Raw genomic sequence first — 16365 nt, 5'->3', positions numbered from 1 at the left:
ATTCTGGATGAACCGACCAACCATCTGGACATCGACAGCCGCCGCGCCCTGCTGGATGCACTCAATGCGTATGAAGGCGCTGTGCTGCTGATTACCCATGACCGCTCCCTGATGGAGCTGGTCGCGGACCGCCTGTGGCTGGCAGCAGACAACACCATTGTGCCGTTTGATGGCGATATGGATGACTACGCCCGCTTTGTGATTGAACGCGCACGTGGCGGCACAGCCGCCCCCTCGCAGCGCGCTGCGAAGGAAAAGCGGAACAAAAAGGACAAAAAAGAGAAGAAGAAAAAGTCCTGAAAACAGGGCAAGTCTTCTTACGGCGCAGGCAGTCCGGCCACCCACGCTTTAAGAGCGGCATCGTTACTCAGCACACCGGGAAAAATAATTTCCGGTGTGTACGGGCCGAAATCCCCGGCTCCCACGGCAACTTTCTGAAGGGTTGAAACCGCCCGCAGCTTTGAGGGCATGACCTCTTCCCTGACCTCCATGTAACGGCTGGAACGGTCTGTTGTCTCCCCAACGTGTAAGGCCCCCAGACGCCGGAAAAGATCCACCGCAATCAGGCAGGAACTGAAACAGGTGTGATCCGTAACCAGCACCAGCCGCCCTTGCATCTCAGCCGGTGGCAAGACCTGCGGCATATCGTTCTGTTCCGCCGCCAGAGTGTGGCGTGCACAGGCGGGCAAAGCGGGTGAAAAATTCCGATGCTGCGCAAGAGCCTGCTTAATGTCGGTCACAAGAGGGCGGTAAAAATTTATGGATACACCATCCCTGCTGGCTTCTGCCTGATCCAGATTCTGTTGCAGGGCTGCCAGCACGCCGGGAGACACACGCCAGTAACTCCCCGAACAGGCAGGGAAATGGGGCTGAGCGGCTTTCAAACGCGGTTCACCCACCAGCAGTTCAGCAATGATGTCCGCGTATCGGGAATTTCCACCCCCATTTCCACGCAGATCAATCACCACCATCGGCGCCTCACGCAGGGCCGCCTGATTATGCCGGACCAGTGTGACGACCTTCTGAGCCTCGTCTTCAAGCGTATCCAGCCCGATCCACCAGCCGCCTGAAAAAGGCTCCACTTTCAGCCCGGCATCGCCGCGCTGTGCAACCTGCCCGATTGCAGCCCGGACATTTGCCATAAGAACAGGCTGCCAGTGCAGAGCCACACTTTCTGGCGCATGGCCCGGCGCAGAAAACGTGCACCGTTTCGGCCGGACCAGAAAAGGATTGCCCTCATCAAGCAAAAGCCAGCTTGCCGCACGCGCCCGCACGGCTTCAAGAACAGGATCACCCTTAAACCGGGCAATACGGGGCACAGCCCAGCTCTCGGCATCCTGCCCGTCGCAGCCCAGAAAGATCTGTCCTTTAACGTCGGGTTCGCCATGATCCGTCTGCTGTGCGCCCACAACCCACTGATTATTCTGGCGCGCCAGCAGGATTCCGGAACTCCTGATAATCTGGGCACCAACAAGCGCATTGCTCCAGATGTGTCCGTCCTGAAAATCCGCAGCAAGGCCGGACATAAGAGCGGCATAGGCAGGGTAATCCACCACACGCGGCAACCGTTGAGCCACATGCGCCTTTGCAAGGGCGAGACGCGCCTGAAAGGTGGCATCTCCCAGCTCAGGCGCGGCACCAGGGTGGTTGTTCTCAATCAGCGTCAGGGCTGCACGGCTGTCTTCAGCCGCAATCGTATGCCAGGCATCGGACAGGGGCGTTGCATGGCATGGGGCAGACATAAACCCCACACTCATCACCAGCACTCCCCAAACGTGATTACGCATTGCCCCCTCCCCGATACGACACATCAGGCGACGGCGTAGCACGCGTCCTCCCGCTGGCCATTACGTTAACGAAAAGACGCCACTAAGCAACAGACAGCGTGGGGGATCATCCGACCCTTTGTCCCAAAACAGAGCTTTCAGATGTTTTCAGCACGCCGACCTGACAGCCTCCCCCAAAACCACTAAGAAAGTCGGATGCAGATTGCCATCACCCCCACCCTTGCTCTGGATGACGCGGAACTCTCCTTTACCTACATTCTGGCGTCCGGCCCCGGCGGCCAGAATGTGAACAAGGTCGCCACCGCTGCGCAGTTGCGGTTTGATGCCGCCAACTCGCCATCCCTGCCCGAGCGGGTGCGCACGCGTCTGCTTACGCTGGCTGGCAGCCGGGCCACGCGGGACGGAGTGATTGTCATCACCGCCCGCAATTACCGCACCCAGCAGCAGAACCGGGAGGACGCCACTCAACGTCTGGCCGAACTCATCCGGCAGGCTGCGCATAAACAGGCTTACCGTGTGTCCACCCGCCCCAGCAAAGGCGCACGCCAGCGGCGGCTGGATGGCAAATCCCGCCGCTCGAGCATCAAGCAGGGCCGCAGTAAGAAATTTGACGATTAACCCCCTGCCTATCCCAGACGTGAAGTGCTCCCCTCTTTTGCAGGATTGAGAAATCGGGCTTCATGCCGCCTCACGGTTTTTCTCCGCGAGGCGCATTGATGACAGCTTCCCACCGCCCCACTCAGTCCAGCACCATGACGGCCATCTGCTTCACAGAGCCGGGTGGGCCGGATGTACTGCATTGTGAAACACTCCCCATCCCGCAACCGGGGCGAGGCGAGGTGCTGGTGCGCGTGCAGGCCGCAGGCGTAAACCGGCCAGACCTGATGCAGCGCGCCGGGGTTTACCCCCCGCCGCCCGGAGCCAACCCACGCCTTGGGCTGGAAATTGCCGGGGAGATTGTGGGCTGTGGTGCGCCGCTGGAAGGCACCCCAATGCCGGAAATTGGCAGCGCCGTCTGCGCGCTGACCAATGGCGGTGGCTATGCGGAGTATTGTCTGGTGCCTGCCGGGCAATGTCTGCCCTGGCCTAAAGGGTATGATGCCGTGCAGGCCGCATCCCTGCCGGAAACCTTTTTTACAGTGTGGTCCAACCTGTTCATGCCCGCCCCTCCGGCTGTGGGGCAGCGCGTGCTGATTCACGGCGGCAGCAGCGGCATTGGGGTTACGGCCATCCAGCTGGTGCGGGCCTTTGGGGCCATTCCCTACGTTACAGTAGGCAGTGCGGAAAAATGTGCCCTGTGTGAAAAGCTCGGGGCCATTGCCATCAACTACCATGAGGAAGATTTTGCCGCCCGCCTGCGTGAGCTGACGGACGGCAATGGCGTCAACCTCATTCTGGATATGATCGGCGGCGCGTATTTTGACCGCAACATCAAAAGTCTGGCCTTGGACGGGCGGCTGGTGATCATCGCGCTGCAAGGCGGGGCCAAGGCGGAACAGGCGGATCTGGCGCGCATCATGACCCGGCGGCTAATCGTCACCGGTAGCACCCTTCGCGGGCGGGATACTGCAACCAAAGCGCGTATTGCGCTGGAATTGCACGCACAGGTTTGGCCACTGCTGGCCAGTGGCACCATCCGCCCCCGGATTGATACCGTCCTGCCCTTCTCCAAAGCCGCAGAAGCCCACCAGATGATGGAAGACAACAAACATCTGGGCCGCATTATTCTGGTGCCCGACCCAAAAGCCTGATGCGCGGCGGGTGCGGGCCGGCTCATGGGGCCATGCCCGCACGGCCATTCCCCTCATGGGACTTTTTTCGCTACAAGAAGAGATCTGATCCCTCTCTTTGAGAAGCTTCGCTTTTTATGGCCCCATCTTCCTCTCTTGCGGACAGGCTTGCTGATGTCCGCGCCCGCATCACCGCAGCAGCGCAGGATGCCGGGCGAGACCCTGCCTCTGTCACTCTGGTGGCGGTCTCCAAATTCCACCCTGCCAGCAGCGTGCAGGAGGCCATTGCCGCCAGCCAGACGGTGTTTGGTGAAAACCGCGTGCAGGAAGCCGCCGCCAAATTCCCGCCCCTGCGGGAGCAGAACCCGGCGCTGCGCCTGCATCTGATTGGCGGCCTGCAAACCAACAAGGCCAAAGACGCGGTACGCATAGCCGATATGATTGAAAGCCTCGATCGGCCGGCCCTTGCCGATGCCCTCGCCCGCGCAGCGGACAGCCTGGGCCGGATGCCGGACCTGCTGATTGAAGTAAACACCGGGGATGAGCCGCAGAAATTTGGCGTGCCGAAGGAAGACGCCGACAGCTTTATCCGCACCTGTCGCCAGCGTTTTGGTGCCAGTTTGCGGGGGCTGATGTGCATCCCGCCAGCGGAGCAGGACCCCGCCCCGTATTTCCGCCTGCTGCGCAGCATGGCGCAGACGCACGGCCTGCCCGTGCTCTCCATGGGCATGTCCGCCGATTACCCGATTGCCATTGCCGAGGGCGCGACACTGGTGCGCGTGGGCACAGCTATTTTTGGCCCGCGCCCACCCACCGCCTGACGGGCGGATGCCAGATAACTTGCAATTCCCCGGCCAGACCCCCTATGCAAACGCCGGGACACATTTTCCCACGAGCGACGTGGAGCCAGAACTGACATGACAGACCCTGCTAAAACCCCCGGAACAGACCCGCAGTCTGGCACCCAACCCCACGCCGCGGCACAACCCGCTCCAGCGCACGCTGAAAAGCCACAGATTACGGAATTTGACGCTGACCACCCGCAACATGCGGCCGCCCCCGTGGGCTTTGCCGCTCTGCTGGGTGTGCTGGGCGTTGTGTATGGGGATATCGGGACCAGCCCGCTTTATGCCTTTCGCTCCACAGTGGAAGTGATTTCCGGGCACCATAGTGTCGCCCCGTGGGAAATTATGGGGGTCGCCAGTCTTATTTTCTGGACGCTGATCCTCATCGTGACTGTCAAATACGTCATCCTGATTATGCGCGCCGACCATAATGGCGAAGGTGGTATTCTGGCCATCATGTCCCTCGCCCAGCGAATGGCGACCAACCCCAAGACCCGATGGGCGCTTGGGCTGGTGGGCATTGTGGGGGCCTGTCTGTTCTTTGGGGATGGCATTATTACCCCGGCCATTTCCGTGCTTTCAGCCATTGAAGGGGTGGAAGTCAGCGTGCCTGCCGCGCATGACTTTGTGATCCCCATCGCCATTCTGGTCATTATCAGTCTGTTCAGTGTGCAGTGGATTGGCACCGGCAAGGTGGGGACCATTTTCGGGCCGGTCATGCTGCTCTGGTTCGGCACACTTGGGGCGCTGGGCGTTGTGCAGATCCTGCACCACCCCGGCGTTTTGATGGCGCTTTCCCCCACCTATGCGCTGGAATTTGTGTTCTACCACGGCAGGCTCTCGTTCCTCGCCCTTGGCTCCGTGGTGCTGTGCGTCACCGGGGCGGAGGCGCTGTATGCCGATATGGGCCATTTTGGCCGCGCGCCCATCCGCTACGCGTGGCTGTTCTTTGTGCTGCCTATGCTGGTGCTGAACTATTTTGGGCAGGCCGCGCTGGTCATTGCTGACCCCAAGGCGCTGGTGAACCCGTTCTTCCTGATGTGCCCGCACTGGATGCAGGGGCCGATGGTGGTGCTGTCCACCTTCGCCACCGTGATTGCCAGTCAGGCCGGGATTTCCGGCGGCTTCTCCATCTGCCGCCAGCTTATCCAGCTTGGCTACATGCCGCGTCTGCGCATTACCCACACCAATGCGGAAGAGGAAGGCCAGATCTATCTGCCGGACTTCAACCGCTTTCTGGCCGTGGGCGCGGTGCTGCTGGTTGTCGCCTTCCGCAGCTCCGATGCTCTGGCCTCGGCTTACGGCATTGCCGTAACCGGCACCTTCATCTGCACATCCATTCTGGCCATTGTGGTGTTCCGCAAGCACTTCAACTGGCCGGTCTGGCAGGTGGGGCTTGTGTTTGGCGGCTTCCTGGCGCTGGACAGCACCTTCTTTGCCGCGAACGCGTTGAAGATCCCGGACGGTGGCTGGGTGCCGGTGCTGCTGGGCTGTGTGCTGACCCTGATGATGACCACATGGAAGAAGGGCCGCGGCCTGATTGTGGCCCGCCAGCGGCAGGACAGCCTGCCCATGGGCTCCTTTATTGCGCGCCTGCCGCAGTCCCGCATTATCCGCGTGCCGGGCATGGCCGTGTTCATGACGGGCACGCCGGACTTTGTGCCGCCCTGCCTGCTGCATAACCTGCGCCATAACAAGATCCTGCATGACCACGTTCTGTTCGTAACGGTGCAGAACCTTGACCAGCCGGAAGCCGACCGCGGCCACCGCGTGGCGGTGGAAGAACTGGCCCCTAATATCTACCGCGTCATCCTGCGCTACGGCTTTATGGAAATGCCAAACATCCCGCGCGCGCTGGAAGACCTGAAATCCAATGGGGTGGATTTTGACGCCCTGCAGGCCTCTTACTTCACATCCCGCGAACTCATTACCCGTTCCTCCGTGCCGCGTATTTCGCACTGGCGGATGTCCCTGTTCCTGTTCATGGCGCGCAATGCCACCTCCAGCATGGAATTCTTCCGTATTCCGCCGGACCGCGTGGTGCAGCTGGGCGTGAAGGTGGCCATCTGACCGCCCAGGCACCTTCCAGCCCCGAGCCCCTCGCGCTCTACATCCACTGGCCATTTTGTCTGGCCAAATGCCCGTACTGTGACTTCAACTCACACGTGCGGGAACGGATGCCCGAGGCCCGCTTTGCCGCCGCCCTGCGCACGGAACTGGCGTATGAGGCCGCACGGCTGGGCCGCCGCAAACTCGGCTCCATCTTCTTTGGCGGAGGCACACCCTCCCTGATGGCTCCCGAAAGCGTGGCCGCGCTGATTGCCGATGCCACAACCCTGTTCGAGCCTCTGCCCAACCTTGAAATCACGCTGGAAGCCAACCCGACCAGCGTGGAATCCGGCCGCCTGAGCGCCTTCCGTCAGGCGGGGGTCAACCGGGTTTCTCTGGGTATTCAGGCGCTGGATGATGCCTCCCTCAAATTTTTGGGCCGGGAACATTCGGCTAAACAGGCCCTCGCCGCGCTGGAAATTGCGCGCGGTTTGTTCCCCCGCATTACGTTTGACCTGATTTACGCCCGCCCCGGCCAGACACTGGCTGACTGGCAGGCGGAGCTGGATACGGCGCTCAGTCTGGTGGCGGATCATGTGTCCCTTTATCAGCTGACCATTGAACCCGGCACCAAGTTTGAAGCCCTGTATCGCACTGGGGCTTTCACCCTGCCGGATGAAGACACCGCCGCCCGGCTGTATCAGGAAACCAGCGAGGTCACCGCGCGGCACGGGCTGGCTGGGTATGAGGTCTCCAATTACGCTCGCCCCGGCAGTGAAAGCCGCCATAACCTGACGTACTGGCGCTATGGCGATTATCTGGGCCTCGGCCCCGGCGCGCACGGGCGCATTACACAAGGCGACGCCCTGTTTGCCACCCGCCGCCACCGCGCGCCGGAACCCTGGGCGGAGCTGGTGGAACGCACCGGCACCGGCCAGACCTCGCAGGACGCCCTGGACCCAACGGACCGCGCGCGGGAAATGCTGCTGATGGGCCTGCGTGTGACGGAAGGCATCAACCCCCACCGCTTTACCGCCCGCACCGGCCTGAGCCTGCAAGATGCGCTGGACCCGGTTATTCTGGAAGCAGCACTTGAAGAAGGCTATCTGGAGCAAACTGCTCAAACCCTCCACGCCACCCCGGAAGGCCGCCTGCGGCTGGAAGCCCTGCTGGGGGCGTTGGTTCTGTAAGCAAAGCCCTCATACTGTGGAGCCTGCGTGATGGATACATTGGCCGCCTTCCCGTCCTTTGAGACATCGCGTTTGTTCCTCAGAGGGCTGACAGATGGGGATGCTCAGGCTTTGCAGAGCCTGACAAACCACCCGGAAATCACCGAGATCGTGCATTTCCTGCCCACGCCTTTTTCCGTGCAGGATGCGCAAAAACTGATTGAAGGCCGGTCAGACGGGCAGGACCGGTTTGTCGGCGTCTGGTTCCATGGTCAGCCCGCTATGGTGGCCGTCATGGGCGTGCATCTGCAGGACAACGACGAGATTGAAATCGGCTACTGGGTGCACCCACAGCAACACCGCAAAGGCATTGCCCGGGAAGCTCTTTCTGCACTTCTGGCCAAACTCAGCAGCCTTTTCCCGCACCGAACCCTGATTGCGGAATGTCGGCCGGAAAATCAGGCCTCATGGGCTCTGCTGGAAAAAAGCGGATTTGTTGCCACGCAGGCAGCCGGGCACAGACCGGGGCGGCGGCGCTTTATCTGGCAGAATTTTTGAACTGCCATATTCCCTTCCCATTCCATTTAACGATACGCTTGCGGCATGTTACCCAGCCGGGTGCTCTTCTTAACCAACCGAGGCTTTTCATGCGTCAGCGTCCCCCCACCCATCGCCCCCTTCTGCGGCTGACTTCCGCCCTTGCCGCAACGCTGGCCGTGCTGTGCGCCGCCCCCCATGCCCGTGCGGACGAGAAAACCGACGCCCCGGAACTGGTGATTGAAGACAACGATTTTCTCGGCCCGGGCGGGTCAGACATTCAGTCCACCATCCCCCTGCTGGCCAACCCGCACGTTAAGGTTCTGGGCTTTACTGTTTGTGCCGGTGATGACTGGGAAAATGCGGAATCCGCTCACCTGCGCCGCTTTCTGGAAATTGCCCACCATGAGGATATTCCGGTTGCCGACGGGGCTGTCTATCCGCTGATTAACAGCGTGGAACTCATGCGCCTGCGTGAGAAGCAGTATGGTGCCATTCCGTGGAAAGGTGCGTGGGGTGGCCCCGGCTCCATGGACAATGTGCCCTCCACCCAGCCGCCGCTGCCCAAATTTACGGAAGGTGCGCCCAAAACCCCGACCATTGCAGAACCGGCCGCCATGTTCCTGATCCGCATGGTGCACGCGCACCCGCATCAGGTCACGATTTTTGAAGCTGGTCCCATGACCAATCTGGCGCTGGCTATTCGTCTGGACCCGACGTTTGCCGCCACCGCCAAGCAACTGGTGTTCATGGGTGGGCTGATTGACACCAGCATGATGTCCATCACCGGCAGTGCGAATTTCGCGTCTGATTTCAACATGATTTTTGACCCGGAAGCCGCCCACATCACCCTGACCGCAGCATGGCCGTCCATCACCGTGGTGGGGAATGTCTCTAACGACATCATGATGACCAAGCCCTACATGGCCCGCATTGCCAGCAAGAACACGCCGGTGACCAGCTATATGAGCCGCAATTTCTCACCGCTGCCGCTGTGGGATGAAATGGCCGCCGCCATTGCGGCTGATCCGTCCCTCGTGAAACAATCCGTTAAAGCCTATATGGATGTGGAAACCGCCAAGGGCTACAGCTACGGCCACGCCCATGTCTGGCCCAAAAATCTGGCCCCGGTCGCCATGGGCGTGCGGGAAGTGACACTGGTGCAGAAGATCGACGCTGACAAGTTTCAGGAAAACTTTGTGAAACAGGCGCAGGGTCTGTAAACCCCTGCTCCTTTGTCTGGCAGGGTGTGCGCGCAAGCTCCATACTCTGCCAGACCGCCTCTGCTGATAGCTTCTACCCAATCGCCCCTACAGTGGTAGCCCACAGCAAGTCAGTCTCTACCTGACGTAAAAGACTGCGTGCTCAACCAACCCCATGCCACCTTGCCAGCCGGATTTTCAAAATCCGCCCGACTTGCTGTAGGCTGGCAGCATGCTCAACCTCATCAAACTGGTTGTCGGTGTCAGTTCGGTTGAAGAACTGGCGAAACGGCAGAAAGACCCCCACAACACCCGGCAGCACCCGCACCACAGCGCGCGCCTACCGGTGGTGCATACCCGCACCTTCCCCCGCCAGAGTGAGGAAATCCTGCAGGGTGGCTCTCTCTATCGGGTCATCAGTGGTTTGATCCAGTGCCGCCAGCAGGTGCTAGACCTGCAAACCGAAACACGGGCAGATGGCACACAGGGCACGCTTATCCTGCTCTCCCCGGAAATCATCCGGGTTGAACCCCGCGCCATGCGCCCTTTTCAGGGATGGCGCTACCTGAAACCTGCGGATGCCCCGCCAGATCTTTCCGGCACGCAAAGCTCAAACCTGCCACCGCATTTGCAGAAAGAGCTGACGCTGCTGGGGCTGTAAAAACCTCTTCAGTCACAAAAAAAGCCTCCTTCTAAATGAAGGAGGCTTTTTTTTATGCGTGCATGGGAGCGGGAAACCCCCGCTCCTGCTGGCCAGAGTTTAGAAGTCTGCACCAACCTGCATGAACACATAACGACCAATCATTTCAGACCCGTAGAGCTGAGCATTGGTATTGGTTGCGCCGTCAGCAACAAACGGGGCTTTTTTGTCCAGAATGTTGTTCACGCCCGCAGAAAGGTTCCAGCGGCCCATGGTGTAGCCAACCGTGACATCATGCGTGAAGATACCAGGCGTTTTGCAATAAGAATACGTAGAGCAGGACACATCGCTCGTCCCGTCATTCCATTTCATGCCGCCCATGTAGGACATCATATAGGTCAGACGGAAGTTGTTATGGTTCCAGGTGACCGTTGCATAGTCACGCACGCGCGGCTGGCCTGATCCATAACCCTGATAGAACATACGACCAGCATAGTTGTTCCACTCACCACCCGGCTCATTCTGCTGGAGGTAGGAAACCAGCTGCTGGAAGTTATTGTTCAGAATAATCATATCCTGCCAGCCCAGACGCAGGCGATAGGTCAGATCAAAATCAATACCACTGGTACGCAGGCCACCAACGTTCTGGTAGATATTTTCAACCGTCGTCATCTGATTGGCAGAGTTACGCGGGTTCACAAACTGGCACTGGTAAGAATTACCCGTAGCACAGGAGTCGACAATATACTGCGTCGGCAGCGTGCCGATCATGTTTTTGATCGTGTAATGCCAGTAATCAACCGTTGCGGTCAGGCCCGGAATCCAACGCGGCGTAACGGTCGTCCCGATGGTGTAGGTCCGTGCCGTTTCCGGAGACAGGTGCGAGTTCCCACCCGTTACAGCAGAAATCTGGTTGTTGGGCTGTTTAAAGGTGCCGGTATTGATGCCCATTTTCTGGCAATACGCTGTAACAGCAGCAGATTGTGCACCGTAGGAAGATGCCTGTGCACAGGGGTCATTCGCCGTGTTGTAGCTGATGCCCTGACCGCCATACAGCTCATTCACGCTCGGCTGACGGAAGGACGTGCCCAGCGTTGCGTAGAACCGGATATCACGCACTGGTGCCCAGTCAATCGAGACTTTCCAGGTCTGGGTGCTGCCAAAGGTGTTGTAGTGAGACCAGCGCCCCTGCCCATCAACAGAGAGATCTTTTGCCAGAAAAGCATCCCGCAGCAGCGGGATTTTCGCTTCTGCATAGACTTCCGTTGCGTTGAAGCCGCCACCGGTGTTGGAAGAGGAGTTCCCTGCGGAATCGCCGTTTATGGTCAGCGGATCTGCATGATAGCTGGCCTGCTCGCTGCGGTGCTCAATACCACCAGCAACACCAATCGTGCCACCATGTTCGTAAGGCAGCTTTACAACTTTATCGTTATGAACACGGGCATTGAAGTCACGCAGCTGGTAATCTGCATGGTTATGTTCGTTGAATGTTGCATACTGTTTGGCATCGCCCGTCAGGTTCTGCATCGGGTTAGCAAGCGCACAACCTGCGGATGCCTGACAGACAGAAGGATCATACGTGACAGCACTGCTGGAACTCGTGGGGTCCAGCTGACGGATGCCATAAACCTGCATCAGGTGGTTGTAGTTGATCTGATTAAGAGTGTTGTAGGTCGTCTGGCTGCTGCCATATCCCATGGAAACATCGTATTCCCAGTTGCCAACAATCTTGCCCTTGGCACCTGCCGTCACCTGATAGGTGTCAGACGCCTGATTGCTCTCACGACCGCCCAGTTCAGTGTAACGGCGATACATATAGGAACCATCACCCCAGGAACTGTCATAATACGGAGCGTTGGTCGGCATGGTCAGCGGGTTGATCAGGTTGGACGGGTATACGCTCCCCGTTACCGGCATCTCCGCCATCATCTGGGAAGAGGCTTTATGGGTGTACTGAACATTGGCATAGAGCTTGAAATGCTCATTCACATCATAATGCGCATCGCCGTTCAGTGAGCCCTGTTGCAGGTAGCTAAGCAGAGATGACGTGCTGCCGTAGTTATAGCGGTCAGCCGAGGTATAAGGATGTGTGCCATTACCATTGGCGTTGGCCACAACATCCAGCCCTGTCGTGTCATTCATGATACGGGAGCCAGCCGTAATACCAGACCCGAACGTAGGATTGTTACCAATAGCCGGATCAGTCGCCCATGGCTTGGAGAGATAATCGCGGTCTCTCTGCATGATCCCGCCCTGCGTCATATACTGACCGAAGACAGAGATATTGCCTTTGTCGTGATCGAAGTTGAACCCGTAATGGCCAGAAATCTTGCCGGTACGGTCATCCCCTACATCGGTGATGCCACCACGAACGGTGATGTTGCCACCCTGAATGTTATGCTTGAGCTTGACGTTGATCACACCGGCAACGGCGTCTGCACCGTACAGTTCAGAGCCACCATCTTTCAGGATTTCAATGCTCTCAACCATGTCAGACGGAATGTTGTTCAGATCCGCACAGGATGCGCCATTGCCCATAGTCTGGATCATGCGCTTGCCATCAACCAGCACCAGAACACGGCTGGAACCGAGGTTGCGGATATCCGCACAGGACATGCCGCCGCCGCCATTCTGCGTGGTGTTCTGCGTACCGCTGCTACCAATGGAAGGCAGACGCTGCAGATAATCACCAATGGTCGTGGCAGAGGTCTGCTGGATTTCTTTAGCCGTAACCGTCTGCACGGGGTTGGGGTTGTAGCGGCCTGAGCGCAAGGCAGAGCCGGTCACAACCACGTTTTCAGGGCTGTTGGATTCCTTGGGAGACGTATCGGCAACGCTTTTGAGTGTCGCACCATTCTTTTTGGTGACCGTTACTTTCCGGGCAACAGGCTGGACTGTTGTTTTGGAAGTCGTGCGGGGAGCTGTTTTGCTGGCAACCGCCGTCTTGCCAGCTTTTGCTTCAACATCCGCAGCCTGAGCGATGACAGGCGACACCGCAGCAAAAACCGGCAACGCATAAAGGAGGGAGAAAGAAAGCGGCAGGCGCTTCTTTCTGCGATCAGTATGGGACATAGGTGCTTCCTGCGCGATATTACATTTTGATTACGTTAGTATCTCCGAATTAAGAAACAGCTCCGCGCCTGTCACGCTTAAATTTCGACACAAAAACCTTTTCTCGAAATATGCGGCACCAAAAACACACCACCATCGTAACGATGTCACTTTGTTTCCGAAACCAGACTCAAATCGACCAAAAATATCTTTTGATTCAATGTTTTCTTTCCGAAAAGAAAAATCGTTTTGAACCCATTCTTTCTGTCACCCAGAAGCCACAGAGCTTCCTTGACACGCCACTCGCATCTTCCCTAACCGTGAAAACCCTACCCCACAGGTGCGGCGGGACTCTCGCGCGCTCCGGGGCTTTTGAGGAGAGTTCTGAATGATCCGTCGTCCATGGCTGTACGCCGCGACAGCCGCAACCTGCCTGGCAGGCTGGAACACAGCCGCCACCGCAGCCCCCCTGCCGGCGTCCAACCCGTTTGCCGCAGAAAGCACCCTGCCCTACCACGCCCCGCGCTTTGATCTGATCAAAGATGCGGACTACCAGCCCGCGCTGGAACAGGGCATGGCCGAGCAGGCTGAAGAGATGGAGCGAATCGCCAACAGTTCCGAACCGGCGACATTCGAGAACACCATTTCCGCCATGGAACGCTCTGGCCGCCTGCTGGACCGCACGCTGGAAACCTTCAGCGGTGTGTATTCCGCCAACACCAACCCTGTTCTGGATAAAGTGCAGGAAGTGGTCGGGCCGAAACTGTCCGCGCATGAAGACAGCATTTTCCTCAACCCCAAACTGTTCGCGCGCATCCAGTATCTGCATGCCCGCAAGGACACGCTGGGGCTGAATGCCGAGCAGAAGCAGGTTCTGGACGTGTATTACCAGAACTTCGTGCAGGCTGGCGCTCAGCTCTCTGATGATGACAAAGCCAAGCTGCGCGACCTGAATACCCGCCTGTCCAAGCTGGAAACCGTGTTCCAGCAGAAGCTGCTGGCAGGCACCAAAGCCTCCGCTCTGGTCGTGTCGGACAAAGCCAAACTGGCCGGTCTGGATGCCGCCGCCATTACCGCTGCGCAGACAGCTGCCACCGAGCGCAAGCTGGATGGCAAATGGCTCCTGCCACTGCAGAACACCACGCAGCAGCCCGCCATGGAAACCCTGAGGGACCGTGAAACCCGTCAGGCCCTGTTCGAGCAGTCCTGGACCCGTGTGGAAAAAGGTGGTGACGGCGATACGCGCGACACCATTGCTACCATCGCCCAGTTGCGTGCCCAGAAAGCCGCTCTGTTTGGCTACAAGAACTACGCCGCCTATGTGCTGGCAGACCAGATGGCCAAAACGCCGGAAGCCGTCCACAGCTTCATTGCGCAGATTGTCCCGGCCCTTGCTGCGGAACAGAAGCGTGAAGCCGCTGACATCCAGAAGACCATCGCCAAAAGCGGTGCGTCCTTCGACCTCAAGCCGTGGGACTGGCCCTACTATGCCGGTCAGGTTCGCAAGGCGCGCCTCAACTTTGATGAAAATCAGGTCAAACCTTACTTTGAGCTGAACACCGTTCTGCAGGACGGCGTCTTTTTTGCCGCCAACAGCCTGTATGGCGTCACCTTCAAGCGCCGCACGGATATTCCGACCTACAACCCCGATGTCATGGTGTTTGAAGTCTTCGATAAAGACGGGTCTGAACTCGGCCTGATCTATTTCGATTACTTCCAGCGCGACAACAAAAACGGCGGCGCATGGATGTCCAACTTTGTGGGGCAGTCTGCTCTGCTGGGCACTAAGCCTGTTGTGTATAACGTCGCCAACTTCACCAAACCGGCTCAGGGCGAACCCGCTCTGATCAGCTTTGATGACGTAACCACCATGTTCCATGAATTCGGGCATGCACTGCACGGCCTGTTTGCCAAACAGACCTACCCGATTGTCTCCGGCACCTCCGTGGCGCGGGACTTTGTGGAATTCCCCTCCCAGTTCAACGAGCACTGGGCGCTGAACGCCACCGTGCTGGCCCACTATGCCCGCCATTACAAAACCGGTGCTGCAATGCCGGAAAATCTGGTGGCGCTGCTGAAGAAGGCTGCAACCTTCAATCAGGGCTATCGTCTGGGTGAAGTCGTGAGTGCGGCGGAACTGGACATGGACTGGCACAGCCTTGGTGCCGATGCGCCGAAGCAGGATGTGGATGTGTTTGAAAAATCCGCTCTGGGCAAAATGGGTCTGGAAACAGATCTGGTGCCGCCGCGCTACCGCTCCAGCTACTTCCTGCACATCTGGTCCAATGGCTATTCAGCCGGGTATTACGCCTATCTGTGGACGGAAATGCTGGATGACGACACGTTTGCATGGTTCGAGAAAAACGGTGGCCTGACCCGCAAGAATGGCGAACGCTTCCGTGACATGATCCTCTCCCGCGGCCATACGCAGGATTACGGCCCGATGTTCCGCGCCTTCTATGGCAAGGATCCGGATATTGGGCCGATGCTGACGTTCCGTGGCCTGAACGGTTCCAAAAACTAAGGCTCTGCTCTGAGGGTGTCTCCGGGCACCCACCTGAGTATTTTTCAAACGGCGGTTACTCTGCACTCTGCGGAATAACCGCCGTTCCTGTGTACGGCCCTTCACAGAAGGTGATGCGCCCCAGCGTCAGGTCACACCGCGCATAGCTTCCCCGCTCCTGCTGGACGACAGCCCGCCCGGTATAAAGCCCGTAGCAGAACCGGGCTGTGCCAAGCGTGACATCACACAAATGGTAAGCGCCATCCTGCGGCAGAATGGCCCGCCCGCTATAAGGGCCGCCACAAAATGCCGGGTGCCCGGTTGTCAGGTCACACCGGGCGATGCCTCCGGGGGTCTTCATAGTCCCGGAGGCATCATCCCTCTCAGCCGCCAGACCGGCCTGCCCCCATGCACACGCCCCACACAGCACTACGCACACCAAAAGCCGACAGAGCTGGCGTTTTCGTTCCTTTCGTGTGCGCTGCATGGCGTCTCCCTCCCGACCGGTTTCTTTGCCCTCCGTAGCGTAGCCTGTGCGGGCTGGCCATAACGATGCAGGTCTATTCCTCCTCTCCGGCACGGATGCCATTGCCGCGCCAGCCGAACAGAACTGCGCGCACCTAAACCGTCTGACATACCTTGGTGAAGCCGCCCGCAGGGAGCGGAAAGCCCTGCTTGCCCGGCTTTTGCGGGGCGTCTTTCCGCGCCTCATAAAAAAAATCAAAAAATCTGAAAATCTTGCTTGACGGTCCCCGAAAACCCCTCTAGATCAAGGCCCAACGCAGCCTCTTGTCCCGTTCGTCTAGAGGCCTAGGACACCGCCCTTTCACGGCGGCAACACGGGTTCGAATC

General features: G+C 58.7%; 12 protein-coding genes and 1 pseudogene. 10 read left to right on the top strand and 3 right to left on the bottom strand.

Features of this window, described 5'->3' with window-relative positions:
* Positions 1 to 300, top strand: a pseudogene (locus tag AD928_RS02475) (ATP-binding cassette domain-containing protein); the annotation flags it as partial.
* 17 nt (positions 301 to 317) lie between these two features.
* Here AD928_RS02475 and AD928_RS02470 read toward each other — a convergent pair.
* Positions 318 to 1787, bottom strand: a complete 1470-nt coding sequence (locus AD928_RS02470; RefSeq protein WP_167347338.1) for a S41 family peptidase — start codon at positions 1785 to 1787, stop codon at positions 318 to 320.
* A 195-nt stretch (positions 1788 to 1982) separates the two neighbouring features.
* On the opposite strand from AD928_RS02470, the gene arfB reads away from it, so the two are divergent.
* The 8 genes from arfB to AD928_RS02430 all read left to right on the top strand — a co-directional run bounded on the left by arfB (position 1983) and on the right by AD928_RS02430 (position 9980).
* The gene (gene arfB / locus AD928_RS02465) at positions 1983 to 2405 is read left to right on the top strand and encodes an alternative ribosome rescue aminoacyl-tRNA hydrolase ArfB (protein WP_062247982.1); all 423 of its coding nucleotides are present in this window, start codon (positions 1983 to 1985) and stop codon (positions 2403 to 2405) included.
* Between the two features lie 98 nt (positions 2406 to 2503).
* Positions 2504 to 3538: an NAD(P)H-quinone oxidoreductase gene (locus AD928_RS02460; RefSeq protein ID WP_233419905.1), complete on the top strand. Its 1035-nt coding sequence runs from the start codon at positions 2504 to 2506 to the stop codon at positions 3536 to 3538.
* A gap of 116 nt (positions 3539 to 3654) precedes the next feature.
* The gene (locus AD928_RS02455) at positions 3655 to 4338 is read left to right on the top strand and encodes a YggS family pyridoxal phosphate-dependent enzyme (RefSeq protein ID WP_062247974.1); all 684 of its coding nucleotides are present in this window, start codon (positions 3655 to 3657) and stop codon (positions 4336 to 4338) included.
* 96 nt (positions 4339 to 4434) lie between these two features.
* Positions 4435 to 6432 carry a potassium transporter Kup gene (locus AD928_RS02450; RefSeq protein WP_061500369.1) on the top strand — a complete coding sequence of 666 codons (1998 nt, stop codon included), beginning with the start codon at positions 4435 to 4437 and terminating at the stop codon, positions 6430 to 6432.
* Positions 6429 to 7601 (top strand): radical SAM family heme chaperone HemW, encoded by a 1173-nt coding sequence (gene hemW / locus AD928_RS02445; RefSeq protein ID WP_062247971.1) that lies wholly within the window; start codon positions 6429 to 6431, stop codon positions 7599 to 7601. Before AD928_RS02450 ends, hemW begins: the two co-directional genes overlap by 4 nt.
* Positions 7602 to 7631: 30 nt before the next feature.
* A complete protein-coding gene (locus AD928_RS02440) occupies positions 7632 to 8138 on the top strand; it encodes a GNAT family N-acetyltransferase (protein WP_062247968.1) in 507 nt (168 codons plus the stop codon).
* Between the two features lie 89 nt (positions 8139 to 8227).
* Positions 8228 to 9340, top strand: a complete 1113-nt coding sequence (locus AD928_RS02435) for a nucleoside hydrolase (RefSeq protein ID WP_082779700.1) — start codon at positions 8228 to 8230, stop codon at positions 9338 to 9340.
* 211 nt (positions 9341 to 9551) lie between these two features.
* The gene (locus tag AD928_RS02430) at positions 9552 to 9980 is read left to right on the top strand and encodes a DUF1489 family protein (protein WP_062247966.1); all 429 of its coding nucleotides are present in this window, start codon (positions 9552 to 9554) and stop codon (positions 9978 to 9980) included.
* Between the two features lie 99 nt (positions 9981 to 10079).
* On the opposite strand, the gene AD928_RS02425 is transcribed toward AD928_RS02430, so the two are convergent.
* Entirely contained in the window at positions 10080 to 13031 is a 2952-nt protein-coding gene (locus tag AD928_RS02425; RefSeq protein WP_082779699.1) for a TonB-dependent receptor domain-containing protein, read from the bottom strand.
* Between the two features lie 367 nt (positions 13032 to 13398).
* Here AD928_RS02425 and AD928_RS02420 point away from each other — a divergent pair, with 367 nt between their 5' ends.
* A complete protein-coding gene (locus AD928_RS02420) occupies positions 13399 to 15534 on the top strand; it encodes a M3 family metallopeptidase (protein ID WP_062247962.1) in 2136 nt (711 codons plus the stop codon).
* Positions 15535 to 15589: 55 nt separating this feature from the next.
* Here AD928_RS02420 and AD928_RS02415 read toward each other — a convergent pair whose 3' ends face one another.
* The gene (locus AD928_RS02415) at positions 15590 to 16000 is read right to left on the bottom strand and encodes a hypothetical protein (protein ID WP_233419904.1); all 411 of its coding nucleotides are present in this window, start codon (positions 15998 to 16000) and stop codon (positions 15590 to 15592) included.
* Positions 16001 to 16365: the final 365 nt, after the last annotated feature.

Source organism: Acetobacter cerevisiae (assembly GCF_001580535.1).
In the GTDB taxonomy this organism is placed as follows: Bacteria; Pseudomonadota; Alphaproteobacteria; order Acetobacterales; family Acetobacteraceae; genus Acetobacter; species Acetobacter cerevisiae.
The sequence above is the reverse complement of the archived record's forward strand: the minus strand, read 5'-3'. Positions and strand labels throughout refer to the sequence as shown.

What these genes read in the sequence shown, in the direction of transcription:
- AD928_RS02440 (WP_062247968.1), top strand. Translation starts at nt 7,632, where the DNA reads ATGGATACATTGGCCGCCTTCCCGTCCTTTGAGACATCGCGTTTGTTC.
- AD928_RS02430 (WP_062247966.1), top strand. Translation starts at nt 9,552, where the DNA reads ATGCTCAACCTCATCAAACTGGTTGTCGGTGTCAGTTCGGTTGAAGAA.
- AD928_RS02455 (WP_062247974.1), top strand. Translation starts at nt 3,655, where the DNA reads ATGGCCCCATCTTCCTCTCTTGCGGACAGGCTTGCTGATGTCCGCGCC.
- AD928_RS02420 (WP_062247962.1), top strand. Translation starts at nt 13,399, where the DNA reads ATGATCCGTCGTCCATGGCTGTACGCCGCGACAGCCGCAACCTGCCTG.
- AD928_RS02460 (WP_233419905.1), top strand. Translation starts at nt 2,504, where the DNA reads ATGACAGCTTCCCACCGCCCCACTCAGTCCAGCACCATGACGGCCATC.
- AD928_RS02415 (WP_233419904.1), bottom strand. Translation starts at nt 16,000, where the DNA reads ATGCAGCGCACACGAAAGGAACGAAAACGCCAGCTCTGTCGGCTTTTG.
- arfB (WP_062247982.1), top strand. Translation starts at nt 1,983, where the DNA reads ATGCAGATTGCCATCACCCCCACCCTTGCTCTGGATGACGCGGAACTC.
- AD928_RS02435 (WP_082779700.1), top strand. Translation starts at nt 8,228, where the DNA reads ATGCGTCAGCGTCCCCCCACCCATCGCCCCCTTCTGCGGCTGACTTCC.
- AD928_RS02470 (WP_167347338.1), bottom strand. Translation starts at nt 1,787, where the DNA reads ATGCGTAATCACGTTTGGGGAGTGCTGGTGATGAGTGTGGGGTTTATG.
- AD928_RS02450 (WP_061500369.1), top strand. Translation starts at nt 4,435, where the DNA reads ATGACAGACCCTGCTAAAACCCCCGGAACAGACCCGCAGTCTGGCACC.
- AD928_RS02425 (WP_082779699.1), bottom strand. Translation starts at nt 13,031, where the DNA reads ATGTCCCATACTGATCGCAGAAAGAAGCGCCTGCCGCTTTCTTTCTCC.